This is a genomic window from Bacillus canaveralius, from assembly GCF_002860125.1.
GTDB lineage: Bacteria > Bacillota > Bacilli > Bacillales > Cytobacillaceae > Bacillus_BJ > Bacillus_BJ canaveralius.
Map to the genome: position 1 here is coordinate 21,465 of NZ_PGVA01000058.1, position 24,613 is coordinate 46,077.

21 protein-coding genes are annotated in these 24,613 nt (G+C 42.2%); 13 read left to right on the forward strand and 8 right to left on the reverse strand.

Going from position 1 to position 24,613, the window contains the following annotated elements:
• The first annotated feature begins 239 nt into the window (after positions 1–239).
• Positions 240–3,884 (forward strand): bifunctional 2',3'-cyclic-nucleotide 2'-phosphodiesterase/3'-nucleotidase, encoded by a 3,645-nt coding sequence (locus CU635_RS19515; protein WP_101579055.1) that lies wholly within the window; start codon positions 240–242, stop codon positions 3,882–3,884.
• 184 nt (positions 3,885–4,068) lie between these two features.
• Here CU635_RS19515 and CU635_RS19520 read toward each other — a convergent pair whose 3' ends face one another.
• From CU635_RS19520 to CU635_RS19535, 4 genes are read right to left on the reverse strand one after another with little or no spacing between them, the layout of a single operon-like run.
• Positions 4,069–5,238 (reverse strand): cobalamin-independent methionine synthase II family protein, encoded by a 1,170-nt coding sequence (locus tag CU635_RS19520; RefSeq protein WP_101579056.1) that lies wholly within the window; start codon positions 5,236–5,238, stop codon positions 4,069–4,071.
• A gap of 19 nt (positions 5,239–5,257) precedes the next feature.
• The gene (locus tag CU635_RS19525) at positions 5,258–6,013 is read right to left on the reverse strand and encodes a sulfurtransferase TusA family protein (RefSeq protein WP_245917537.1); all 756 of its coding nucleotides are present in this window, start codon (positions 6,011–6,013) and stop codon (positions 5,258–5,260) included.
• A complete protein-coding gene (locus tag CU635_RS19530; protein WP_101579058.1) occupies positions 5,973–6,335 on the reverse strand; it encodes a DsrE family protein in 363 nt (120 codons plus the stop codon). Before CU635_RS19530 ends, CU635_RS19525 begins: the two co-directional genes overlap by 41 nt.
• A 48-nt stretch (positions 6,336–6,383) precedes the next feature.
• Positions 6,384–6,623 carry a sulfurtransferase TusA family protein gene (locus CU635_RS19535; protein WP_101579059.1) on the reverse strand — a complete coding sequence of 80 codons (240 nt, stop codon included), beginning with the start codon at positions 6,621–6,623 and terminating at the stop codon, positions 6,384–6,386.
• 210 nt (positions 6,624–6,833) lie between these two features.
• Here CU635_RS19535 and CU635_RS19540 point away from each other — a divergent pair, with 210 nt between their 5' ends.
• Positions 6,834–7,721, forward strand: coding sequence for a selenium metabolism-associated LysR family transcriptional regulator (locus CU635_RS19540; protein WP_101579060.1), 888 nt, complete (start codon positions 6,834–6,836; stop codon positions 7,719–7,721).
• Between the two features lie 121 nt (positions 7,722–7,842).
• On the opposite strand, the gene CU635_RS19545 is transcribed toward CU635_RS19540, so the two are convergent.
• From CU635_RS19545 to CU635_RS19555, 3 genes are all read right to left on the reverse strand, one after another.
• Positions 7,843–9,063, reverse strand: a complete 1,221-nt coding sequence (locus CU635_RS19545) for a polysaccharide deacetylase family protein (RefSeq protein WP_101579061.1) — start codon at positions 9,061–9,063, stop codon at positions 7,843–7,845.
• A gap of 48 nt (positions 9,064–9,111) precedes the next feature.
• Entirely contained in the window at positions 9,112–9,852 is a 741-nt protein-coding gene (locus CU635_RS19550) for an AAA family ATPase (RefSeq protein WP_101579062.1), read from the reverse strand.
• 335 nt (positions 9,853–10,187) lie between these two features.
• Positions 10,188–10,439 carry a hypothetical protein gene (locus CU635_RS19555; protein WP_101579063.1) on the reverse strand — a complete coding sequence of 84 codons (252 nt, stop codon included), beginning with the start codon at positions 10,437–10,439 and terminating at the stop codon, positions 10,188–10,190.
• 285 nt (positions 10,440–10,724) lie between these two features.
• On the opposite strand from CU635_RS19555, the gene CU635_RS19560 reads away from it, so the two are divergent.
• The 7 genes from CU635_RS19560 (at position 10,725) to CU635_RS19590 (ending at position 17,929) form a co-directional block, all read left to right on the forward strand.
• On the forward strand, positions 10,725–11,507 hold the full coding sequence (locus CU635_RS19560; protein ID WP_101579064.1) for a transporter substrate-binding domain-containing protein: 783 nt from the start codon (positions 10,725–10,727) through the stop codon (positions 11,505–11,507).
• A gap of 64 nt (positions 11,508–11,571) precedes the next feature.
• On the forward strand, positions 11,572–12,216 hold the full coding sequence (locus CU635_RS19565) for an amino acid ABC transporter permease (RefSeq protein WP_101579065.1): 645 nt from the start codon (positions 11,572–11,574) through the stop codon (positions 12,214–12,216).
• Positions 12,213–12,941: an amino acid ABC transporter ATP-binding protein gene (locus CU635_RS19570; protein ID WP_101579066.1), complete on the forward strand. Its 729-nt coding sequence runs from the start codon at positions 12,213–12,215 to the stop codon at positions 12,939–12,941. The genes CU635_RS19565 and CU635_RS19570 overlap by 4 nt, the downstream gene beginning before the upstream one ends.
• Before the next feature lie 348 nt (positions 12,942–13,289).
• Complete coding sequence (locus CU635_RS19575) at positions 13,290–14,270, forward strand: TAXI family TRAP transporter solute-binding subunit (protein WP_101579067.1); 981 nt, start codon at positions 13,290–13,292, stop codon at positions 14,268–14,270.
• A gap of 60 nt (positions 14,271–14,330) precedes the next feature.
• Positions 14,331–14,822 carry a DUF1850 domain-containing protein gene (locus CU635_RS19580; RefSeq protein ID WP_180955635.1) on the forward strand — a complete coding sequence of 164 codons (492 nt, stop codon included), beginning with the start codon at positions 14,331–14,333 and terminating at the stop codon, positions 14,820–14,822.
• The gene (locus CU635_RS19585) at positions 14,815–16,794 is read left to right on the forward strand and encodes a TRAP transporter permease (protein ID WP_101579069.1); all 1,980 of its coding nucleotides are present in this window, start codon (positions 14,815–14,817) and stop codon (positions 16,792–16,794) included. The genes CU635_RS19580 and CU635_RS19585 overlap by 8 nt, the downstream gene beginning before the upstream one ends.
• 244 nt (positions 16,795–17,038) lie before the next feature.
• The gene (locus CU635_RS19590; protein WP_101579070.1) at positions 17,039–17,929 is read left to right on the forward strand and encodes an NAD(P)/FAD-dependent oxidoreductase; all 891 of its coding nucleotides are present in this window, start codon (positions 17,039–17,041) and stop codon (positions 17,927–17,929) included.
• Positions 17,930–18,186: 257 nt separating this feature from the next.
• Here CU635_RS19590 and CU635_RS19595 read toward each other — a convergent pair whose 3' ends face one another.
• A complete protein-coding gene (locus tag CU635_RS19595; RefSeq protein ID WP_245917538.1) occupies positions 18,187–19,728 on the reverse strand; it encodes an FAD-dependent oxidoreductase in 1,542 nt (513 codons plus the stop codon).
• A gap of 332 nt (positions 19,729–20,060) precedes the next feature.
• Here CU635_RS19595 and CU635_RS19600 point away from each other — a divergent pair, with 332 nt between their 5' ends.
• The 4 genes from CU635_RS19600 (at position 20,061) to CU635_RS19615 (ending at position 24,201) form a co-directional block, all read left to right on the forward strand.
• Positions 20,061–21,188 (forward strand): PRK06851 family protein, encoded by a 1,128-nt coding sequence (locus CU635_RS19600; RefSeq protein WP_101579071.1) that lies wholly within the window; start codon positions 20,061–20,063, stop codon positions 21,186–21,188.
• A 261-nt stretch (positions 21,189–21,449) separates the two neighbouring features.
• Complete coding sequence (locus tag CU635_RS19605) at positions 21,450–22,118, forward strand: DNA alkylation repair protein (RefSeq protein WP_245917539.1); 669 nt, start codon at positions 21,450–21,452, stop codon at positions 22,116–22,118.
• Between the two features lie 64 nt (positions 22,119–22,182).
• On the forward strand, positions 22,183–23,058 hold the full coding sequence (locus CU635_RS19610) for a Cof-type HAD-IIB family hydrolase (protein ID WP_101579073.1): 876 nt from the start codon (positions 22,183–22,185) through the stop codon (positions 23,056–23,058).
• A gap of 39 nt (positions 23,059–23,097) precedes the next feature.
• Positions 23,098–24,201, forward strand: coding sequence for a PQQ-dependent sugar dehydrogenase (locus tag CU635_RS19615; RefSeq protein WP_101579074.1), 1,104 nt, complete (start codon positions 23,098–23,100; stop codon positions 24,199–24,201).
• The last annotated feature ends 412 nt before the right edge of the window (positions 24,202–24,613 follow it).

Consider the following 24,613-nt stretch of genomic DNA (forward strand, 5'->3'; position numbering starts at 1 on the left):
TTTCTTTTCCCCCTAAAAATAAATTCGTTTGACAGACTGATTAAGGACTTTCTTCCCTTACTAAGTATCCGGAATTTTTTTATTATTATGAAGGAACTATTTTTCAAAAAAATAGTTTACAAATGATACATTTCCTTAACAATTCTATAGAAAGGATTTACACCTGTTTTACCCTTCCTCTGTATACTTCTAAGAGTTCAATTAAGCTATTAAATAATCACTAGAAAGGTGAATGAAGGATGATTAAAAAAAAGCATGGCAATGCTAAGAAAGTACTATCAGCTTCGCTTGCATTAGCTCTTATGTCAGCTCCTTTTCTTTCCACACCAGCCAGTGCAGAGTACGCGCACAATCATCAAACAGGTAAAAATCATCATATAGAAGACCATAACGATGATGATCGAGACAGGTCACATAAGGCTTCTGTTTTAAAGCTTCGCGTTATGGAAACGACAGATATTCACACAAATCTATTAGCCTATGACTATTACAAAGACGCTGCCTATGAGAAAGTGGGCTTAGCTAAAACAGCGAGGCTTGTAAAGCAGGCACGCCAAGAAGTGAAAAATAGTCTATTAGTAGATAACGGGGATTTAATCCAGGGGACTCCGCTTGGAACATATAAGGCAAAAATTGATCCTTTGGAAAATCGGGAAGTGCATCCCGTCTTTAAGGCAATGAACCAAATGGACTATGATATGGCTACATTAGGTAACCATGAATTCAATTATGGGCTTGAATTCCTTGATGAAGCCTATGATGATGCGAATTTTCCTTTTGTGAATGCAAACGTTTATAAAGATGACCACGATAATAATCCAAACAATGATAAAAATAAATTCACCCCATATAAAATCGTCAAGAAAAAAGTAGTTGATGAGCATGGAAAGAAACATGTGATCAAGGTTGGCTATATTGGCTTCGTACCTCCACAGATCAATGAGTGGGATAAAGCGCATCTTGACGGTAAGGTCATCACGAAAGATATTGTTGAGACAGCAAGGAAATTCATTCCGAAAATGAAGAAAGATGGCGCAGATGTAGTGATTGCCATGACGCACTCAGGCTTCAGCGCGAATAAAGGAAACACGGAAGACGTCATTTACTCATTAAGTGAAGTCCCTGGTATTAACGCGATTACTTTTTCACATACGCATAAAGTATTCCCTGCTAAAACAGAGGCAGCACTGGATGGATTGTTCTTGGGACCGGATAAAAAGCCATTGCCTGGTGTTGATAATGCCAAGGGGACGATTAACGGGGTACCAGCGGTTCAAGCGGGCTATGGCGGCGGTTCTTTAGGAATTATTGACCTTGAGCTGAAAAAAGAAAAAGGCGAATGGTCGGTTGTAAATTCCCAATCGTCGACTCGGGAAACATATAAAGACGTAAAAGATCCTGCAACCGGAAAGACGGTAACGGAAAGTACAGTGTCACCGGATCAAGCGATTGTTCGAGCAGTTAAGGATGCACATGATGCAACAGTAAAATATGTGAACACACCAATTGGAAAAACAACAGATGACATTCACAGTTATTTTTCATTGGTTCAGGACGATCCTTCGATCCAAGTTGTAACCAATGCGCAAAAATGGTTTGTTGAAAAGTACGTGGCCGAGAAGAAGCCTGAATATAAAGATCTGCCAATCCTGTCTGTCGGTGCACCATTCAAGGCCGGCCGCAACGGAGTAGCCGAGTATACAGAAATCAAAAAAGGTGATTTAACGATCCGCAGTGCCGGCGACTTATATTTATATGACAACACATTGAAAGCGATCAAAGTAAAGGGTTCTGTTGTCAAGGAATGGATCGAGATGAGTGCCGGTAAGTTTAACCAAATCGATCCTAAGAAAACAGAAGAACAGGCATTGCTAAATCCAGCGTTCCAAGTCTTTAATTTCGATGTTATCGATGGGGTTCAATATCAAATCGATGTAACAAAAGCGGCAAAATACGATCCGAATGGGAAAGTGATTAATCCTGATTCAAGCCGGGTCAGCAACCTAATGTATAATGGCCAGCCTGTTGATCCGAACCAGGACTTTATCGTTGTTACGAACAACTATCGTGCTGGTGGCGGCGGTAACTTCCCGGGTGTAAAAGGAAGCGAACTGGTTGTCGATTCAGCTGATGAGAACCGCCAAATTCTCATGGATTATATTGCTGAAATGAAAGAGATTACTCCGACCGCCGATGATAACTGGTCGATCGCACCTATTGAAGGAAATGTGAATGTTACATTTACCACCTCTCCAAAAGCAGAAGCTTATATAAAAGAAGGCAGCAAAATCAGCAACACAAATAAAACAGACAGCTTGGGCTTCGGTATCTTCAAGCTGGACATTGGTGTCGCCCCTAAAGAAAACACAAAAGTGCAATTGCTGGGCTTAAACGATTTGCATGGCCAGCTTGACACAGATACGAAAGTCGGAAACCAATTTGCAGGAAGCATGGAGTACACAGCTGCCGCGATTAGACAGCGTGAAGTGACGAACCCCAACTCCCTGTTGGTCCATTCTGGTGATATGATCGGTGGAAGTCCGCTCATTTCAGCTCTTTTCCAGGATGAGCCGACAGTGGAAGTGATGGAAGCGATGGGCTTCGATGTCGGTACGCTTGGAAACCACGAATTTGACGAAGGCATAGCCGAATTAAGACGGATGATGAATGGCGGTGACCATCCAAAAGGCTCGCCAGGCTATGATGGTATGAACTTCCCTGTTGTTGCAGCAAATGCGTTTGATATGTCAACAGGTGATTTAATCACCAAGCCCTATGCGATCGAAGATGTTGGCGGCCAAAAACTCGGTTTCATTGGCGTTGTCACCCAGGAAACACCTAATATGATTGTTACAAAAGGTAATGAAGACCTGAAAATTACCGACGAAGCAGAAGCGATCAACAAATATACCCATGAATTAAAGCAACAGGGTATCGAAGCAATCGTTGTGCTTGCCCATAATCCTGCCACGCAGGACGGTTATACTGATGCATTCGATGCTTCGCAAATTGCTGAAAAAGTAGACGATGAAGTCGATGTCATTTTTGCAGCACACAACCATGTGAACGTGAACAGAGTAGTGGATAACAAGTTAATCGTTCAAGCCTATTCATATGGTTCTGCTTTCTCGGATGTCGACCTTGAGCTTGATCCTGTCAGCGGGGAAATTGTTAAAAAAGCAGCAGAAATTGTAACGGTTTATCAAAACGACTACACTCCAGATCCAGCCGTTTCAGCGATTATGAAGAAGTATGAAGATAAAGTAGCCCCAATCAAGGCTGAAGTGGTTGGTCAATCCGCGACAACCTTAGCGAAGAACTATCCTTCGACAGCATCGGAATTCGCTGATGTTGCCCTCGGTAACCTAATCGCTGACGGCATGAAGAAGGCGATGAACTCGGATTTTGCGTTGATGAATGGCGGCGGGGTGCGTGCCCAGCTTGACGCCGGCGAAGTAACATTTGGTGATCTGTTCTCGATTCAGCCATTCGGTAACATCCTGAATAAAGTAAAACTTAGCGGTGCCGATTTAGAGACGGTGCTGAATAACCAAATTACAATGAATCCGACAACTAAAGCTTTAAGTCTCGACTTCCATGTAGCTGGATTCAAGTACACGTATGATTCTGGTACAGGAAAGGTTGTCGACATCATTATGCCGGACGGAAGCAAAATTGATAAAACGAAAGAATATACAGTGGTTGTTAATAACTATATGTACGGTAATACGAAATACGGAATTGGTGCACTTTCTACTGATTTAGAGGTAGGACCGGAAGACTTACAGGCGACAGTTGATTTTGTAAAATCACTGCCACAGCCGTTTGAATATAAAGCGGAAGGACGCATTCAAAAGCTTGCACCTGTAGTTGCAACACCATAGGACAGATGGATGACAAACTGTTGATTTTATTATGATAAGTCCTATATAAAAGCGGCTTAATAAAGGGTGAAACCTTTATCAAGCCGCTGTATTATTTTTATGTTCATTGATGCATTCCATTTCCCTCAACCTTAACAATCTTGTTTACCATTTTTACTCCTCCTGTCCATTATCGTTCGACTTTCTAAACAAGTGCCATTTCCCGAAGCTTTGCAGCTGCTTCCGACATGACTTTTAATTTTGCGTAAGCGATACGATCACTATTCATCGGCCGTTGCGCAAAAGTTCCAAAGCCACAATCAGGATTCAGGAAGATTTTTTCATCTGGCAGATAGTTTCTGAGCTCTTCCACCTGCTCAACGATTTCTTCAACGGTTTCGACCGCTTCTGTCCGTGGATTTACGATCCCAAATCCGAGCTCTTTTCCGCCAAAGTCACGAACAGCATCAATTTCTCCGGCGCGGGGGGTCGCATATTCGAGGATAAGCTGGTCTACATGCACATTGGAAAGATAGGGGGTTAAAGGGTAATAAGGGCCGCGAAGCAATACTTGCTCCTGTGTGCTCCAGTTGCCACGGCAAACATGGACACCCACCCTTGTTGCCTGGCCCAGCATTCCATCTGTAACTTGATTCATTAAGTCGACGGCAAAGGCAATTTCTTCTTCAGCGTCCGCTTTAGCTGTCAGTGCACCACACATGAACGTCCGGTTTGCATTTTTCTGGGTGAAAACAAGTTCCGTCAGAACGGGTTCATCAAATTGGACAAAATCGACGCCTGCTCTAATTAGATCTTGCAATTCTTCTCGCAAAACTTTGATGATATCGGCGGATAAATCCTCTTTTGTCGGATAGGCTTCCTTTGATAATCCTTCCACCCACATTGCTCTCGTTAAAAGATACGGCCCTGGCAAAGCGACCTTAATAGCTTTATCTGTATGCTTTCTAAGGAACAAATAGTCATTTAAAGCGAGTGGTTTTTTGCGGCTGATTTTACCTGTCGCTGCCGGATTAGACATTGAAAAAGCCGGGACATCCAAAGTTCCCAAAATTTCCTCAAAGCCTGCTTTATCCTCAACATAATCAAGAAGCTCAGAGACCGTGAGCATCCGAACATTATTCAAATGATCAGCTACGAAAGAAATAAAATTATCCCGTCGCTGTTCTCCATCCGACACAATATCAATGTCTGCTTCTTCTTGCCATTTCAGGCATTCCAATATTGACTGATCGGCAGCTGCTTGAAATTCCTCATCACTTATTCTTCCGGCCCGTTTATCACGCATCGCCTTTTGTACTTCCTTTGATCTCGGCCAGCTGCCGATGACAGTGGTCGGGAATTTGGGTAATTCCATAGTTGGTTTTTCCTCCATGTTAAAATACAATTGAGAGTTTGATATCAATGTTGATCACTTGATTAAGAGTTTGATAAATTGGTGAACGGACAAGCGTGTCATTCCATAATTGTAAAAGAATTTCTTCTTGTTCAGGTGAGGAAACAAAGAATGTCCCTGATATCTGTTTGATTTGAGGGCTGCCTTCATCTTCTAATTCCAGATGGTACAAGACATTTTCCAATCCGCCTTTTAAAGAGAGCTCCAGATTATCGATCACGATGTTTCGCCTCGACGCCTGAGTTCTATAGCCAACTGTTAAACAAGAAGCAAGTGAGGCCAGCAGATAATCAATAGCACTTGGCGCAATCACCTTATGACTAAAATCTGCAGGCTGGCCAGCCATGAAGGTATGGTTCCGTGAGTGGATTTTTGCGGAGAGGCCTTGTTCTCCGCGTACACGAACACTCCACTTGTACCCTTTAGCTGCCTGTAAATCCTTCTCGAGTTCGGCATGATTGGAGCCTTTTTCAACCAAATAGCGCATTGTATGATCTCCCGGTTCTGAACCCAGGTATTTGTGCCCGACCATCCGGCACCAGGCCGGTAAATCTTCAGCAACCGTTCTTTCCCTGCTTCGTACTTCCAGTACCTGCCCAGCCAGAAGCGGGTCCATCGCTTTTTTTATGATTAACAGCAAGCCAGACCCACAATCTAAGTCTCCACCATCACATACGCCATCAACTGTTCTCATGCTAATAGGTGATCGACGCGGCACCAAGGCTAAGGAACTCAACTAATTTCGCTCCCCCGACAATGGTTGCACCCTCAATAAGGTTATCTTCTTCCAAATTTCGCTTTTTAAAGCAAGGACTGCATACCCAAACAGTTCCTCCCGCTTCAATAAACTGATCCATGAGCTGTTTTAAAGGGGCAAAACCTTCCTCATGAATTTCATCCGCATAACCTTTTGACGCAAGAAATGCACCCTCAACATTTAAGAAAACCACTGTTTCCTGACCTGATGCGACCGCAGCGTTTGCTACCACAAAACCAACAGTTGCTTTGTCCGGATCGTTCTTTGCATTCGTTAAACTGACTAAAAATTTCCCAGCCATATCATTTATTCCTCCATCGTTGAATGTTTTTTATGTAAAAGGCGGTTTTTAGCCTTTTTCAATGTAGTAATGGCTTATCCTGCCTAAGTCTGTCCGGTTAAGAAGCCGATGCTTTTGCATTCTGCACCAGGCTGGCAGATCTTCACGGGCGCCCGGGTCGTAGGAGATTACTTCGATGATTTGCCCGCTTCTCATTTTTTTCATTGTTAAGAACAGATTCATGATCAGTTCCCCGCACCCGGTCGGACCAGCATCATAAGTCAGATCTGGTTCATAGTTAAGTTCCATTCATTGTATTCCCCCTGATAAAAAAGTTTAGGCAGATATTCGCAAACTTCTCCCAAAACGCCGTCTAAAATAAATTTTTGAATCTGTCAAAAAATGTCCAAATACTTGTGTTCCATTACATTATAGAAAAATGATACTCTTATATAAATTCAATTTATCTATTATGGCGATGATAATTAATCGATTCTATGAATCGGAGGGCAAACTGTGATGGATTTACACCAATTGTATGTGTTTACAAAGGTAGTTGAACATAAGAGTTTTTCCAAGGCTGCCGATGACATTTTTTTAAGCCAATCAACAGTGAGCTCCCATATTCATGCGTTGGAAAGGATGTTAAATGTTAAACTTTTCGATCGTGTCGGCAGGGATAGTATTGTTACCCCCTATGGAGAACGTTTGTATGAATGGGCACTGAAAATATTGCGATTAAAGGATGAAGCTTTACTCGATCTAAATCAAGGTATGAAAGAGTTGCGGGGAGTTGTCCGAATTGCCGCCAGTTCTGTGCCTGGCCAGTTCATGATCCCTAAAATGGTCAAGATATTTAGAACGCAATACCCTGAGGTTACATTTCATATCAATCAATCGCCTTCAAAAATTGTTTCAGAAAAAGTGCTTAATGGTTCTGTCGATCTAGGGGTCCTCGGAGAAAAATATGAAGATGACAAGCTTCATTATATTCCCCTATTAAAAGAGAAATTGGTTCTGATCACATCTACACAGTTTAAAATCAAAGATCCCGTAAACATGGAAGACATCACGAAATACCCTCTTGTGATGAGAAGCTCTGAATCTGGAACCAACTCTATTCTTGAAAAATTTTTGAAAAAGAAGCAAATTCCAAAAGATCAATTAAATATTATTACCTATACAGACAGTGGTGAGAGTTTAATTCAATTCGTAAAGCAAGGCATCGGTATCTCAATTATTTCCGAAATAGCCGCAAAAGAATATGTGATGAATAAGATGATTTGCCTGCATGAGATTGACGATTTAAACGACGAAAGGTATTTCTACCTCGTCTACAATAAAAATAAAACGCTATCATTGATCTCAAAATTATTTATTGATGAAGCTGGTAATTTGCTTGAATAGAGAGGGTCACTGGTATATCAAAAAGGCGGACTTTTCATTTTGTGAGCAACATTTTAAACAAGCGTTGAATTACAAAATCGTGGCACAATGAAAAAAACATTTGCTAACTTAATAGCAAATGCTAATTTAAACTGACAATTTGTAACCCTTGCCCTTGCAAGTACTCAATAATCTGCGGCAACGCTTCGATAACCGATTGCGATTCGTGGAGAAGAATGATAGAGCCGGATGCCTGGGAGCTCAGTACATAATGAAAGATTTCCTCTGAACTGCGCCCTTTCCAATCTTCGGTATCTTTATTCCATAGGACCATTTTTTGTTGGTGTTTAGCCATTAAATCGATTGTGGCTGCATTCTTAGCTCCATATGGAGGTCTAAAGAGCTCGACTTTTTCACCGATAACCTCTGCGAGCAATTGATTGGATTGCAGTAACTCGCTCTCCTGCATTTCCAGGGAAAGATTCGCGAAATTGGGGTGGTTCATAGAATGACTGCCGATCGCGTAGCCATTCGACTTGGCATACTGAACGGATTCAGGATATTTTTTCACATTCATGCCTATAAAGAAAAAAGTACCGCCAACCTGATAGTTATTTAATATATTTACTATCTCTACTGAATATTTAGAAGGACCGTCATCGAATGTAAGCGCAACAGAACCTTCCGGAATGCTATAGGTCACTGCCTCGTTTAAGTCAATAACAGGAACAGCAGTTTGATTTGCCACATCGATTTCCTCTTCTGGAATTAACGGTTCTGGTTCTGCCTGGTTCACAACGGCATCTTCCACGACACTTTCCGCTTTTACCGTTGTTTTTTGGGCAATTGTTGTCTCATTTATAAAAGAATGACCTGAATATCCTAATAGAATGGTCGACATGACACTGATCATGGCCACAGCCATCCAACCAAGCTTACGATTATAGCGGCGGGATGTTACCCCTGGCTGATCTTGATTAAAATCATTAAACGGTGTATTAATAGCTAAGAATGGTAAAGTTTGAACTTCGCTTGTTTGTTGGATTTGCTTAATAGAGTTTAAGGCTTTCACATATTCTTCCGAACAAGCAAATTGTAACCGATCACTGTGATCACAATATGTTTTTGTTAAAAAACTTGTATGCTGTTGCCTTGATGGATCCCAAAAGCTCTGTAACGATAATCTATATTTATAGTTTTGTTCAAAAGCAGTGATTGCTTTTAGTTTCTCGGCAGTATCATCATCTATTTCCCACAGTAGTTCAACTTCCTGTTCAAATGTTAATTTTATATGTAAAAATGATTTATTAAACGCCCGCTCGACAGATGATAATTCAAGCAGCTTTCCCTGATAGACTGACATGGCTGCCCCCTTTGCTCTCCAGTCATAAATATTTATATAGCTGCCAGATTACTCAGATGGAGTAGATGAAGCCGCAGTCTTCGCCGAAAAAGAGATGGACATCCGATCTGTGAAATCATTAATCGTCTGCATTAACTCTGTTTTTTCCTCAACGATTCTTTCATATTGCTCCACGTAATTTTGATTTTCTACCTCTAGATTCCTGACGCGCTCTTCAAGCTCTTTGATTTTTAACATGTTTTGATATTGAGTGTTGGTCGATTCTTCACTGAGCTTTGCATATTTAATCATTTCTTTTTCCAACTGGTTTGTCATTTTTTCAAACTCATTATTCGACGTAGTTTGATAGTCTTTATAATCTTCGAGAAGCTGGTCATAACTCATTTGTTTATTGGTCAGCTTACCTTCCAGCACACTATACTCCTTGTTTTTTTCCTGCAAGAGCTGCTCTTTTTTGACTTCATCATGCTTTAAGCGGCGAATCATTTCATTCGCATTATATAATTGCTCCTCCAGGCCTTTCTTTTTATAAAGAGTCAATTGCCGGTCTTTCAGCATATTTTCGACAGAAACAATCAAATCCAGTGAAACCTTATCTTGACTGTCTTTTTGGAAAACCTGTTTATTGACAGGGCTATCGACTGAATCGACTTTTTCGACATGATCAAGCAGCATCTCCACTGTCTCGATTGGTGATACCACATCTTCGTTGCCTGGTTCCATTTGGTTTTGATTGGAAAGGACTCCTTTAAACCAACCCATTGATTTATTTTTTGTATCCTTGCTCATAACTTCAACTCCTCCTAATTAACTTAACGAATTTCTATCTATTAAAAGTGGTGAAAAAGGGTAAAAATAACCCCTGCTAAAGAATCTATTTCCTTTTATATACCAGAATACGACAAAAAACCTATTATAATCCTGATTCTATTGTATGATTATGTTGAAAAATGTCAATAAGAGACTGGTATATAGTGCTTATTTACGACATTGGAGGCGAGAATTTGAGATAGAATCTATTAAAATATTAGATAATACCGTTTTCTTGTTTCTGCATAAAATGAAAAGAGGCGAAGAAACTCAACAAAGTTTCTTCGCCCTTCTTATCGAGATTTGGGCTTTGCTTACCACAAGAAAAGCGGAATAAAAATTAATGCGGCTATCGCTCCCAGAGCAATCCCCGCGGCAAATCCCCAGCCCCAACCGCCATAACCATATCCTCCATAGCTCCGGCCCCTTCCAAACGGCCGAAGAAATACTCTGGATGGAGTGACTCGCTCAATAATTCCTCGATGAATACGGCCGTCACGCGTTCTAATTTGCACAGCTCTTCCAATTCCCCGGTTACACATATTGTAATAACGTGATATAGACATTATCTGCACCTCCCAATAAGGATGAATTTCCAACTCCTTAATAAGGTATGTCCAAATGTTTTTATTGGAATAGTTAGATACACAGGGCAAATGTGGAAATGTAATCAACGGTATCACATATTTTTGGAAATGATTTCATTTGGATAGTATAGTAATAGCCAAAAACTTGGAGTGGAGGTAAATATATAAAATGTTTTAAAGTTTATAAATTATAATAGGAATGGTATATTTATAACTAGCTATCCTTAAATTTTATAGAGAAAAACATTTTAGAGGGGGATTAAAATGAAAAAATTCAAACTGTTTAGTGTATTTTTAGTACTTACTCTTTTGTTGGCAGCTTGTGGTTCATCAGAAGATAAGGCATCAGGCGGTGAATCAGGCAGTGGGGAAGACAAGGTTTATAAAGTTGGAATCGATACAACCTACCCTCCATTCGAGTTTGAAGAAGGCGGAGAATACACAGGAATCGATATTGACCTGATCAATGCGATTGCTGAAAGCCAGGATTTTAAAATTGAATTAAAGCCTATGGACTTTGGCGGAATCATTCCTGCAATGCAAGCAAATCAATTGGATGTTGCAATTGCCGGTATGAGCATCACGGATGAAAGAAAAAAGGTAGTCGATTTCTCCGAGCCATATTTTGACGCCGGGCTCACACTGGTTGTGAAGCAAGGCAGCAAAGATATAAGTTCAGTTGATGATCTGAAAGGCAAAAAAGTAGCCGTTAAAAAAGGAACGACTGGTGCAAAATTTGCCACAGATAATGCTGCAGATAAAGGCTTTGAAGTCGTTCAATTCAATGACAGCCCAGCGATGTTCCAAGAGGTCGCAAACGGCAATGCTGACGTGCTTATCGAAGATTATCCGGTTATCGCTTATGCGATTGCCAAAGACGATCTTGGATTGGAAATCGTTGGTGACCGCTTAAATGGGGATAAATATGGCATTGCTGTGTTAAAAGGCGAAAATCAAGATCTTTTGGAAAAAATCAATAAGGGTCTTGCAGAGCTTAAAGAAAACGGCAAGTATGATGAGATTATAAACAAATACCTTGCTGAATAGTTAATATTTGAACACAAGATGGCGCGCACTCGTGCGCGCCTTGTTTTTGAAAGGAGATGAATGGATGGACACGATTATCGCTGTTTTTCCATATTTAGTAGAAGGCCTTCAGGTCACTCTTTATATATTTGCAATCGCAATTATTTTAGGTTTTGTTATCGGTCTCGTTATCGCGTTATTCCGATTGGCTCCTTTAAAACCTTTGAACTGGATTGCAATCGTATTTGTTGATGCAATTCGCGGGACGCCATTTATTGTCCAATTGTTTTTTATCTACTTCGGCTTAAATTCATTTGAATTCATTCAGCTGGATAACACAACGGCAGGGATTATTACGGTGGCGATTAATGCAGGAGCTTACTTTGCAGAAATTATCAGAGCCGGTATTCAATCAATTGATAAAGGACAATCTGAAGCAGCAAGATCGCTTGGCTTAACAAGTGTTCAGAATATGCGCTATATTGTTCTTCCCCAGGCGTTTCGAAGAATGCTTCCTACCATAACGAACCAATCAATTATCAGCTTAAAAGATACCTCCCTTCTTTCCATTATCGGAATTGCTGACCTAACCCAAAAAGGGGAAATTCAAGCCTCAGCTACGTTCGAAGCATTTAATATTTGGCTTACAGTTGGTGTTATGTATTTTGTGATCATTTATTTACTAACATTACTGGCCAATTTCCTTGAAAGGAGATTTGAGCTGCGATGAGCATCATCCAAGTGAAAAATTTACGAAAATCGTTTGGCACGTTAGAAGTGTTAAAAGATATCAATGCGGAAGTCAAGGAGAAAGAAGTCGTCTGTGTCATCGGACCTTCTGGTTCCGGGAAAAGTACATTCCTGCGCTGTCTGAACCGTCTTGAGGACATAACCGATGGCCATGTCATTGTGGATGGCAAGGATATTACCGACCCAAAGCTGGACATTAATAAGGTGAGACAAGAAGTAGGAATGGTTTTTCAACAATTCAACCTCTTCCCGCATAAAACTGTATTGGAAAATATCACACTCGCCCCAACAAAAGTACGCTCTATCGATAAAGAAGCGGCTAATAAGAGGGCACTTGAGCTGCTCGATAAAGTCGGCTTGCGTGAGAAGGCGGAAAGCTATCCGGGAGAATTATCAGGAGGGCAAAAACAGCGTGTTGCGATTGCCCGTGCACTTGCGATGGATCCAAAAATTATGCTTTTTGACGAGCCTACATCAGCGCTTGATCCGGAAATGGTCGGCGATGTCCTGGAAGTCATGAAGCAGTTGGCTAAAGAAGGGATGACCATGGTTGTCGTCACCCACGAGATGGGATTCGCGCGTGAAGTCGGAGACCGGGTCCTCTTCATGGATGGCGGTTATATTGTCGAAGAAAACAAACCGAATGAATTGTTCGGTAATCCACAGCATGAACGAACAAAAGCATTTCTAAGCAAGGTATTGTAAAAAATCGAAGGTAGCTCCTTCGATTTTTTTTTACAGAAAATAAAGTTCATAAAGCTCTTTAACTGAAAAACGGTTTCCACGGCACACTCCTGTTTATTTAGACAAAGTCATTCATTTTTCGGTAGCTTATTACATTGAGAGATTTCAGAAGTTTAAAAAAAGTAAAAGGAGGGTATATATCGATGTTTCTTGTTAATCAGTACATGAAAATTCTCCAATATATTAACAAATTAAGAAATCCTGCTAAGTACCTTTTTCTCGTGCTCAAAATTGACATCTAAACCTTTTCCATGATTAACTATAATAGATGGAAAATTTAGAATTGTCATCAAAAGGGGGAAATCAAGAATGATAAAACGAGGGTTGTTTTCGTTACTCGCTTTATTTGTACTTGTAATTGCGGGTTGTTCATCTTCACCTTCAACGTCTTCATCTTCAGAAGGTGAAGCAGATCCAACAGCGGTCACAATTGCGACTGGGGGAACGGGTGGAGTGTATTACCCATTAGGTGGGGGAATGGCAGAGATTTTAGAGAGTGAGCTTGATATTACCGCGACTGCCCAGGTAACCGGAGCTTCCGTTGAGAACATGCAGCTGCTCTCCAAAGGTGATGTTCAGGTTTCATTTACACAAAATGATATTGCCGATTATGCTGTTAATGGCACAGAAGTCTTTAAGGAAAAGCTTGACGGGATTAGTGCCATTTCAACATTATATCCTGAAATTATTCAGCTCGTTGTCGCAGCCGATAGCGATATTAATTCAATAGAAGACTTAAAAGGAAAGAAAGTTTCGGTCGGAGCTCCAGGAAGCGGAAACGAAGCGAATAGTAAACAAATTTTAAAAGCAGCGGGCCTATCATATGACGATATCGAAGAAGACTTAAAATCATATGCAGATTCAGCTGACAGCTTTAAAGATGGCCTAATTGATGCGATGTTTGTTACTTCAGGAGTCCCTAACGCTTCTGTATCCGACATTGCGGTAACAAAAGGAGTTCGGGTTATCAGCTTGGGTGATGATGTGATTTCGAAGCTTAAAGAGGAGTATCCGTTCTTTATCGATGAAGTCGTTCCAAAGGGATCGTATGATGGCCAGGAAGAGGATGCAACAACAGTTGCGGTTTTAGCTGCATTAACGGTTAACAGCGATTTAAGTGAAGATTTTGTTTATAAGTTGACAAAAGCAATCTATGAGAACCTTGACAGTCTGGGTTCCAAGCATGATAAAGGGAAAGAAATTACACTGGATACAGCTCTTGAAGGATTAACGATTCCTGTTCATCCGGGAGCAGAAAAGTACTTTAAAGAGAAGGGTATTAGCAAGTAAGGAGGAAAATGCAGGGGAGCTCGCAAGCTCCCTTGTACACATCTTATGAGGAAATATCTTTTGCTCCCCATATTTTTACTGCTCCTTTTTTGGTTAGTAAATATAAAACAATCCCCAATGCTGACCATCACATCAAATGAAACGAATAAAGTACTATGGAGCAAGCCCGTTGCAAAGGATGATATATTCACGATCCGGTTTACCCATTCTGTTGAAAAAACAGAAGTGGATGAAGTGATTCGGGTCGGAAGCGATGAGTTAGTTATTGATTCTACCATTTATGAATCCTTCGGGGCAGGGCTGCCTTTTGATATTGAAAAAGGACAAAAAATGAGAACTGAAAACGGAAAGATTATCATTGAAAATATTAATCGGAAAGTTCCGTTTATTGATCTTTTTATCGGACAGGTTATTGCCAACCATGCATTGTTATTTAAGGGAGAAACGATACCTCTGAAAGACTTAAGTGAACCAGGCACCTCTCTGCGATTCTCCGTTACACAAGAGAGTCCAATACAATCATTTTTAAGGAGGTTGTTTCAATTTGAATAAAGGGTTACAGGAACAAAATACTCTTTCACAAAAGGATCTCCAGGATCTCCTTGCTGAATATGATCCGGAAGCCGGTACAAGAAGATTAAGCGGCATTGTAAATAAACTCATTACGGCTTTTGCTGTCTCATTTTCATTATTTCATATATACACCGCCTTTATTGGCGGGTTAAGCTCACAGCTTCAGCGCTCGATTCATTTAGCGTTTGTCCTTGGCTTAATCTTTCTGCTTTTTCCATTTTCAAAAAAGAAAATAGGCGAAACAAAGATTCCGATTATCGATGTGATACTTGCTTTTGTCGGCATCTTTGTTGGATTATACTGGCTGTTATTTTTTGATGACCTGGTGAGCCGGATCGGAATGCCAACTACACTTGATTTAATTGTCGGGGCGCTTGCTATCTTGCTCGTTCTTGAAGGATCAAGGCGCGTTGTCGGCATACCGATAACACTCATAGTTTCCGTATTTCTCTTGTATGCATTATTTGGCCAATATTTCCCCTCCTTTTTAAGACATGGCGGCATAAGCTTTGAGCGCTTATTTTCGCATATGTATTTTACAACGGAAGGGATCCTGGGAACCCCGCTTGCCGTTTCCGCTACCTTTATTTTCTTATTCGTCCTCTTCGGGGCCATTCTCGATAAAACGGGGGTAGGAGATTATTTTAACGATCTGGCTCTTGTCATTGCAGGACGTGCCAGCGGCGGACCAGCGAAAGTGACAATTTTTTCAAGTGCCTTACAGGGAACAATAAGCGGCAGCTCAGTGGCCAATGTAGTCACATCAGGTGCGTTTACGATTCCGCTCATGAAAAAACTTGGTTACCGAAAGGAATTTGCTGGTGCTGTAGAAGCTTCATCCTCAACCGGAGGGCAGATCATGCCTCCGGTAATGGGAGCTGCCGCGTTTTTGATGGCTGAATTTACGGGTATTCCTTATTGGGAAATCGTTAAAGCGGCTGCAATACCAGCAGTTCTGTATTTTGTTGGCATTTGGATCATGACTCATTATGAAGCGAAAAGATTAGGACTGCGCGGTTTAACGAAAGAAGAACTGCCGTCTGTTAAATACGTATTAAAAAAGCTTTATTTACTGGTTCCGATTGTTTCAATCATCTACCTGCTAAGCACTGGAATGAGCCCGATGCGAGCGGCGCTGTACGGGTTGTTTGTCGCGATAGTGACAGGGTTTATCCAGCCGGGTGAAAAACGCTTGACCATTAAAGGGCTTATAGAAGCGCTTGAAACTGGGGCAAGGGCTGCCCTGGGCGTAGCTGTGGCTTGTGCGGCGGCCGGCATGATCGTCGGGGTTATCGTTCTTACAGGAATAGGCCTGAAATTTGCCAACGGGCTCATTGATCTTGCCGGTGGGCAGGTATTTATTACCCTGATTATGACGATGGTTGCCAGTTTAATTCTCGGTATGGGCGTTCCTACGACAGCAAATTATGTTATAACCTCAACAATTGCAGCACCGGTTTTAGTTGAGCTCGGCTTTCCGCTCTTGGCGGCGCATATGTTTGTGTTTTATTTTGGTATTGTGGCGGATATCACTCCACCGGTTGCATTGGCTGCCTTTGCTGCTTCAGGAATCGGCCAGAGTGACCCCTTGAAAACGGGTGTGGAATCAACACGCTTGGCAATTGCGGCCTTTATCATTCCTTATATTTTTGTTTTCTCGCCGCAAATGCTGCTGATCGATACGGATTGGGTCGGGGCTACGCTTATTATGATCAGCTCAACCATAGGAATGATCGGAGTCGGGGCCGGGATGATCGGTTATTGGGTGAAGCCAATACCTATATTGTTAAGAGGAGTTTTGGTCATAGCCGGGATTTTATTGGTTGTTCCAGAGCTTATCTCCTCAATCGTGGGAGCTGTTTTAATGGTTGGCATATTTATGTACCAGAAATTTATTCAGCGCGGACCCGATTTGGGGATATCAAAGGGAAGCCAGGATCTATCAAATTAACATTACCTGCAAAGATCGAGGGGGTTCCCTTCGATCTTTTTATTTCGATTCACCATAGATCACAGCGCACTTTTTGATTATGAAGAAGCGTCTATCGATTATTTCTCTGTGTGATTTAAAGGTTAACCAGCAGTTTTTAGGGAAGTATGAAATAGAGAGATTATTAGATAAAAAATTTGATGACGCGTGTTTGTTCCCGCAGCCGGGAGCTTGAATTTTAGATCGGAAGGGGATGCTCAAATTCATGTATGACTGTATGATTATTGGAGGCGGAATAGCGGGCCTTCAAGCGGCGATCCAGTTAGGCAGATACAAACACAAAGTTCTCGTCATCGATGCAAACGATGGCAGGTCATCTATTTGCAAAGGCTATCATAATGTTCTTGGCTACCCTGATGGTATAAGCGGGGAAGAACTCAGAAAAATTGGCCGAAAACAAGCCGAACAATATGGCGTTGAGTTTTTTGCTGGTAAAGCGGACCAGGCTAAAGCAATAAATGAAGGCGAATTTAATATTATGACCGACACAGGGGAAAGCTTTACCGGAAAAAGGCTGCTGCTTGCTACAGGGGTAATGGACCGTATTCCAAACTTCCCCGAGATCTATCCATGTCTGGGAATGACTGTGTATGTTTGTCCCGATTGTGATGGTTATGAGGTCAAGGATCAAGAAACAATTGTGTTAGGATCGGGAAATCCCGGCGCGAATATGGCCTTGACTCTCCTGTATTGGACAAACAAGCTCACCTTTATTAACCATGAACAAAAGCCGGTAGATGACAAACTTCAGCAAAAATTAAAGGACCATTCGATTCGATATATTGACGAACCGATTCAAAATATTGTTGTGGATGGTGAGAACTTTAAAGGGGCCATTTTAAAGAATGGAGAAAAACTCCCTGGCAGTCGCGGTTTTATCGCTTTTGGCGGTAATGAAGTCAAATCCGGTCTGGCGCAGCAGCTTGGGGTTCAAACATTGGAAAACCGCCATATTCCGATTGATCCGAGAACGAAAATGACCAATGTTCAAAACGTTTGGGCAGCAGGAGACGTTGCTGCCCACTCAGAACAAGTCACCATTGCTATGGGGGACGGCTCCCAGTCCGCCATTTGGATTCACAAAAGCTTGATGTAAACTGCCTGGGGAACAAGTTTTATATCAGGCTTGTTCCTGTGCCTTCAACACCTCCAAGCTGGTTATTTTTAAAGTTTTCCGGAATGGGTTCGCTTGTTGGTGTCTCCAGGCTAAAGCCTTTTTCGTCATTTATGATCATCATAAAATTAAAACGGTTAACGGTTAATGATTACTACGTTTCACTTCTTTTTAAACAGAAATCATCAAATTTTTTTGCTATAAAAAAACCTCCCCATCGCGGAGAGGTTGTCCAAAGTCTAAGATATGTTTATTCTTTTCAACGGTGATACCGCAGGGCCCTCAACAACATCACCTTTGTAGCTGAATCTCGATCCATGGCAAGGACAGTCCCATGTCCGTTCCCCGTTGTTCCACTCCAGTTCACAGCCCATGTGGGTGCAGGTCGTATCGACAAGGTGCACTTCGCCGTTTTTATCCTTATAGGCTCCTGTCCTTTTCCCGTTGATCATCACAACAGCACCTTCATCCTGGTTGAGCTCTTCAGGCTTTCTGTCCGGATGGTCAAGCTTGCCCCCGATAAATGATTTTGCAACCTCGGCATTTTGTGAAAAGAGTCTTTTTAAACTCGGGTCCGTGTTAAATCTCGATGGGGTGAAGAGCTCTTCGTATTTATTTTTTCTGCCAGCAATGATGTCGCACAGCAGCAGTGCCGCAACCGTTCCGTTTGTCATACCCCATTTACGGAAACCGGTTGCCACAAGAATATTCGGATTGTTATCCGTAATATTGCCGATATAAGGAAGTTTGTCGAGAGTGATTAAGTCCTGGGCAGACCATCGATATGGGATCTCTTTTATGCCAAATGTTTTTTCGGCAAAATCCTCAAGCGCCGCGTAATGCTCAGACGTGTTTATGCCATGGCCAGTGACATGGCCTTCCCCACCTACGAGAATCAGTTGTTCGCCATCGATTGAAGCTGAGCGCAGCGAACGGGTTGGCTGCTCGGCATTGATATACATTCCACCCGGATACTGCTTTTCAGGCTTAACGGCAAGCACATATGAACGTTCAGCATGCATTCTTGCAAAATAGCCCCCGGTTTTGTCATAAAAAGGGAAGTGTGAGCTTATGATGACATTGCTGCAAGTAAGGCGGTTGCCATCGCGGGTGACAACGACAGGCTTTTTTCCTTTCTCAATGTTCTCCGCAGTTGTATTATCATATATCTTGCCGCCGTCTTTAACGATCTCATCGATAAGACTCGTTAAATATTTTAAAGGATGGAATTGAGCCTGACTTTTCATGACAATCGCGGCCTTCATTTCCACCGGGATCGGGATTTCGGCTAAATATTCACTGCTAATACCAAGCTTTTCATACGCTTTATATTCGTTAATCAGTTTTTGAATATATTCGCTGGAATTGGTATAGACGTAAGCATCCTCTTCACTAAAATCACAGTTAATTTTGTGCTTGTTTACTGTATTTTTCAAAAACTGAACAGCTTCATTGTTTGCCTCATAATAGAGCCTGGCCGTATCTTCGCCAAAATGGCTGATCAGTTCTTCATAGATAAGGCCATGCTGGGCGGTAATTTTAGCCGTTGTATGACCAGTAGTTCCGTTTAAAATATTACTTGCATCCAATAAAACAACCTTAGTGCCTTCTTTCCCAAGCAAATAAGCAGCTGTTATTCCTGCAATTCCGCCTCCAATGATAACGGTATCTGTCTCAATATCTTCTGTTAATCTTTCAAATGAAGGAAGCTCCGTAGAATCCCTCCAATAAGGCTCGGGGAATTGCGGCATCCTTCCCGGTGAATCGCCATGGTCTGTCATGAACTTAACCTCCTTATAGTCTAAAATGGCTAGCTTTTCTTTTCAATCTATTACCCACAGATTGAAAAGTTATTCATCCGAAACAGCACATCAGCTTCAGAAGTGGTTGGTTTTTTACTCGAGTAAATTTCACAATGTAATAAGCTAAACCGAAAAACGAATGAAAAAAACCTGGTCGAGGCAACAGACGCCGCGCTAACAGATTTGATCAAGCAGACAGGCTAATGATGATGTTCCGGCATTTTTTTTATAGGCATTCACCCAATAGCCCTTATCTGCATATCTTGATGAGAGAGAGCAGGTGCAGGATTTCATTAAAGGGAGTGTTTGAAATGGCTGGAAAGATCCTTCATTATTTTGCCGGCGGAAATACAGCCCGAGGTTTTTATAGTTTATATGATTCTAACTTAAAAGATTTATCGCGTTTGTTTATATTAAAAGGCGGCCCCGGGACAGGGAAATCAACGCTTATGAAAAAAATAGGGAGACAATGGCTAGAAAAAGGATACAATGTCGAGTATCTCCATTGCTCCTCTGACAATGAATCGATTGACGGTGTGATGATCCCAGCTATAAAAGCAGGCATCGTCGACGGAACAGCACCCCACGTTATTGAACCGAAAACACCAGGTGCCGTTGAAGAATATGTTAATTTAGGTGAAGCGTGGGATTCTCGACTGCTCCTTGAAAGCAAACAGGAGATTGTAAAGCTTTCTAAAGAAATTTCACAAGCTTTTACGCAAGCTTACTCAACTTATGCTGAAGCATTAAGGATCCATGACGACTTGGAAAAGATCTATATTGATAATATCGATTTTGAAAAGGCGAACAGCCTGACTAACAGGCTGATTGACATGTTTTTCGGAACGATCAGTTTAAATAAGCAGTCTGCGGTAAAGCATCGTTTTTTAGGGGCGGCGACTCCGAAAGGCCCGGTTGATTATATTCAAAACTTAACAGAGGACATCCCAAAAAGGTATTTTATTAAAGGACGCCCGGGTTCCGGAAAATCGACGATGTTAAAGAAGCTCGCAGCAGAGGCGGAGGAAAGAGGCTTCGATGTTGAGGTGTATCATTGCGGGTTTGATCCGGAAAGCCTGGACATGGTAATCATCAGGGAAATTGGGATTTGTATCTTTGATAGTACCGCTCCACACGAATATTTTCCGAGCCGTGACGGTGATGAAATAATTGATATGTATAAAGCGGTCGTTGCACCAGGAACCGATGAAATTTTTGCGGATGAGATTGAACGGGTGGCCAAACGCTATAAAGAGAGGATGTTAACGGCCTCCTCCCATTTGGCAAGGGCAAAACAATTCCACGATGAACTGGAGACGATCTATATAAAAGCGGTCGATTTTTCGATTGTCGATGATTTTGCAGAAAAGATCCAGGCCGATTTTCTGAGCCAGGCTGCGCTGCAGGAGGATATTAGTCGTCAGGTCCTGCGTGTTTAAGCGATTTTTCCAAATAAAAAGAGGCAGAAACCAACTCTGCCTCTTTTTATTTGAGAATTTTACCATTCATCGCGGAGCTGCTGTTCGGCGAGATGCAAGCAGAAAGTTATCATTAATTTTCTGATTAAAATCCCTTGGCCTATTAAAAACATGAATGATAAAGAATCCGCTCGCATTGGAAATATCGATTAAGACACTATAGAATGGAAACAGGAGAGTGCCCTTTCCCACTTCAGATTGCGAATTTCTCGGGAGGAAATGATGGAAAAAAACATTGGATTGATAAAAGAGATGCTGACTTTCCACAGGAACGAAGAAAATGCGGAACCAATGGAAAAGTACATGAGGAACCAATTTCCGTTTCTCGGCATTAAAACACCGGAAAGAAATCAGCTGGCAAAAGAGTTTTTCCATAAAACAAATCTATTGAAGGAACCTTTTAACGAAGAGTTTGTTTTAAAATTATGGATCGAACCTGAGCGGGAATATCAATATGTTGCACTTGACTACATAGGAAAGTCGTTAAAAAAGCTTGATAAAGAACAGATGCCCTTTTTCGAACAGCTGATCACAACAAAATCATGGTGGGATACCGTTGATATGCTTGCCCCGAAACCGGTTGGGAAGATTGCTGCCGAACATCCAGGGATGATTGAGGAGTATCTGGAAGGCTGGGCAAATGGTGAAAATCTCTGGTTGAGAAGGTCCGCGCTTCTCTTTCAGTTAAAATATAAAAACAAAACAAATGCTCAATTATTATACAGGTATATTTCTCTCAACGCTGAAAGCAAAGAGTTCTTTATCCAAAAAGCAATTGGGTGGGCACTAAGGGAATATTCGAAAACAAATCCTGACTCTGTTCAACAATTTATTGACAACCAGCCATTAGCTCCTTTAAGTGTTCGTGAAGGAAGTAAATACTTGAGTTAAGCATCAACGAATCGAACCGTGATAAAATAAAAAACAGGTTGAAAAAATAAGAGAAGGTGTAAAGATGATTAAATGCATTGCGATCGATATGGATGGAACATTACTAACAAGCTCCCACCAAATTACAAAAGAAAATGAACAAGCCATTAAAAAAGCGCAGCAAATGGGTGTGGAAGTAGTCATTGCAACCGGCAGGTCCTATCAGGAAGCAAGGTATGTTTTAGATGTCAATCAGATTGAGTGTCCGGTCATTGGCGTCAATGGGGCGGAAGTGCGTTCAGCAGAAGGAGTTGTTGTTGCCGCGAGCCCGCTTGCGAAAGAAAAGGCGAAAGAGGCGGCAGTAAGATTACTGGAAAACAATGTGTATTTTGAGGTATATACAAACAAAGGTACATACACGAGTGACGGCGAAAAGGGCGTCTCTGTGTTGGTCGATATTTTTATGAGTGCAAATCCGGAAGCGGACGTGGAAGAAGTGATCAAGGTAGCCCGGGAGCGTTTAACGAAGGGGTTTGTCAACATAATCGATCATTATGACACACTTTTTAACGATGATCAGTATCACATTTATAAGCTGCTCGCTTTTTCTCATCATATTGACCATCTCGCTGCGGCGAAGGCTTCACTGGAACATGTGGAGGAACTCGCAGTCAGTTCATCAGGGCATGAAAACCTTGAAATCACCAATGAAAAAGCCCAAAAAGGCATTGCGCTCGAGGCGTTTGCCAGCAGTAAAGGAATCTCATTAACAGAGACGATGGCGATTGGCGACAATTACAATGACCTTTCCATGTTTAAAAGGGTGGGCCGTTCAGTGGCAATGGGAAATGCTGATGACATTATTAAGGCACAGTGTGATTTTGTTACATTAACAAATGAAGAAAGCGGTGTTGGAAAAGCCATTTTGGAAGCATTGAATACAGCCGAAGCACGTTATTGATTTTTGCGAATTTTGTTAGTATGCGAAGGAAGGATGCCGATGAAAAAAAGCCTGTTTCTTTTATTGTTGTTCGTTTTTATGCTTTTTGGGTGTTCAAATACTGAGGACGGAACAGAAAAGCCAGCCGATCCACAAGAAGCAGAGACAGCCGGAAAAGTAACGGAACCGCAAATCATAGCAGATCAGCTCGACATACCGTGGTCGATCACGAAAAGCCAGGATACGTTTTATATAAGTGAACGGACAGGCAGTATTGTCCAAATCAAAAATGGAGAAAAAACAGTGCAGCCGGTGCAGCTCGCCAAACCATTGGCAACGGCATCTGAAGCTGGATTGCTTGGTTTTGTGCTTGCTCCTGATTTTGAGGAAACCGGCCGGGCATTTGCTTACTATACGTATGAGGATGAAAGTGGGCAGTTTAACAGGATTATCGAGCTCGTGCTCACAGATGATCAATGGTCGGAACAGAAAGTCCTGCTCGACCAAATACCGAGTGGCCAATATCATCATGGCGGGCGCTTGAAAATCGGCCCGGACGGCAAATTATACGCGACTGCGGGCGATGCGGCAACAGAACCTGAAATTGCCCAGGATCCCGAATCTCTGGGCGGAAAAATTTTGCGCCTCAATCTTGACGGGTCGGTTCCGAGTGACAATCCATTTTCCGGATCATATGTGTACAGCTATGGACACCGCAATCCGCAGGGGTTGGCATGGAATGAAACAGGTACACTATATGCAAGCGAACACGGGCCATCGGCACATGATGAAATTAATAGGATTGAAGCAGGATTAAATTATGGCTGGCCCGAAATCGTCGGGGATGAAACAGCACCTGAGATGGAATCACCGCTAGTTCAATCCGGAAACGATACATGGGCTCCTTCGGGAATGGCTTTTCACAACGGCAAGCTGTATGTCGCGACATTGCGCGGCAATGCAGTCCGCCAATTTGACCTTGAACAAAAAACGACGAGTGAATTCATTTCAGGGCTCGGGCGCATTCGCGATGTATTGATTGAAGGAAATACATTATACTTCGTCAGCAATAACACCGATGGACGGGGCAATCCGGCCGAGAATGATGATAAGCTTTACAGAGTGGAACTGGAGATTGAAACAGGCCAAGGGCAAAAAAGCTAAACCAGTCTGACAGCGGGTCTGGTTCGGACAGGGCAAGGCCAAAAAAGCTCGATCTAGTCACAAAGCGAGTCTGGTTCGGACAGGGCAAGGCCAAAAAAGCGAAATCCAGTCACAAAGCGGGTCTGGTTCGGACAGGGCAAGGCCAAAAAAGCTCGATCTAGTCACAAAGCGGGTCTGGTTCGGACAGGGCAAGGCCAAAAAAGCGAAATCCAGTCAGAAAGCGGGTCTGGTTCGGACAGCGCAGGGCCAAAAAAGCTCGATCTAGTCACAAAGCGGGTCTGGTTCGGACAGGGCAAGGCCAAAAAAGCGAAATCCAGTCAGAAAGCGGGTCTGGTTCGGACAGGGCAAGGCCAAAAAAGCGAAATCCAGTCAGAAAGCGGGTCTGGTTCGGACAGGGCAAGGCCAAAAAAGC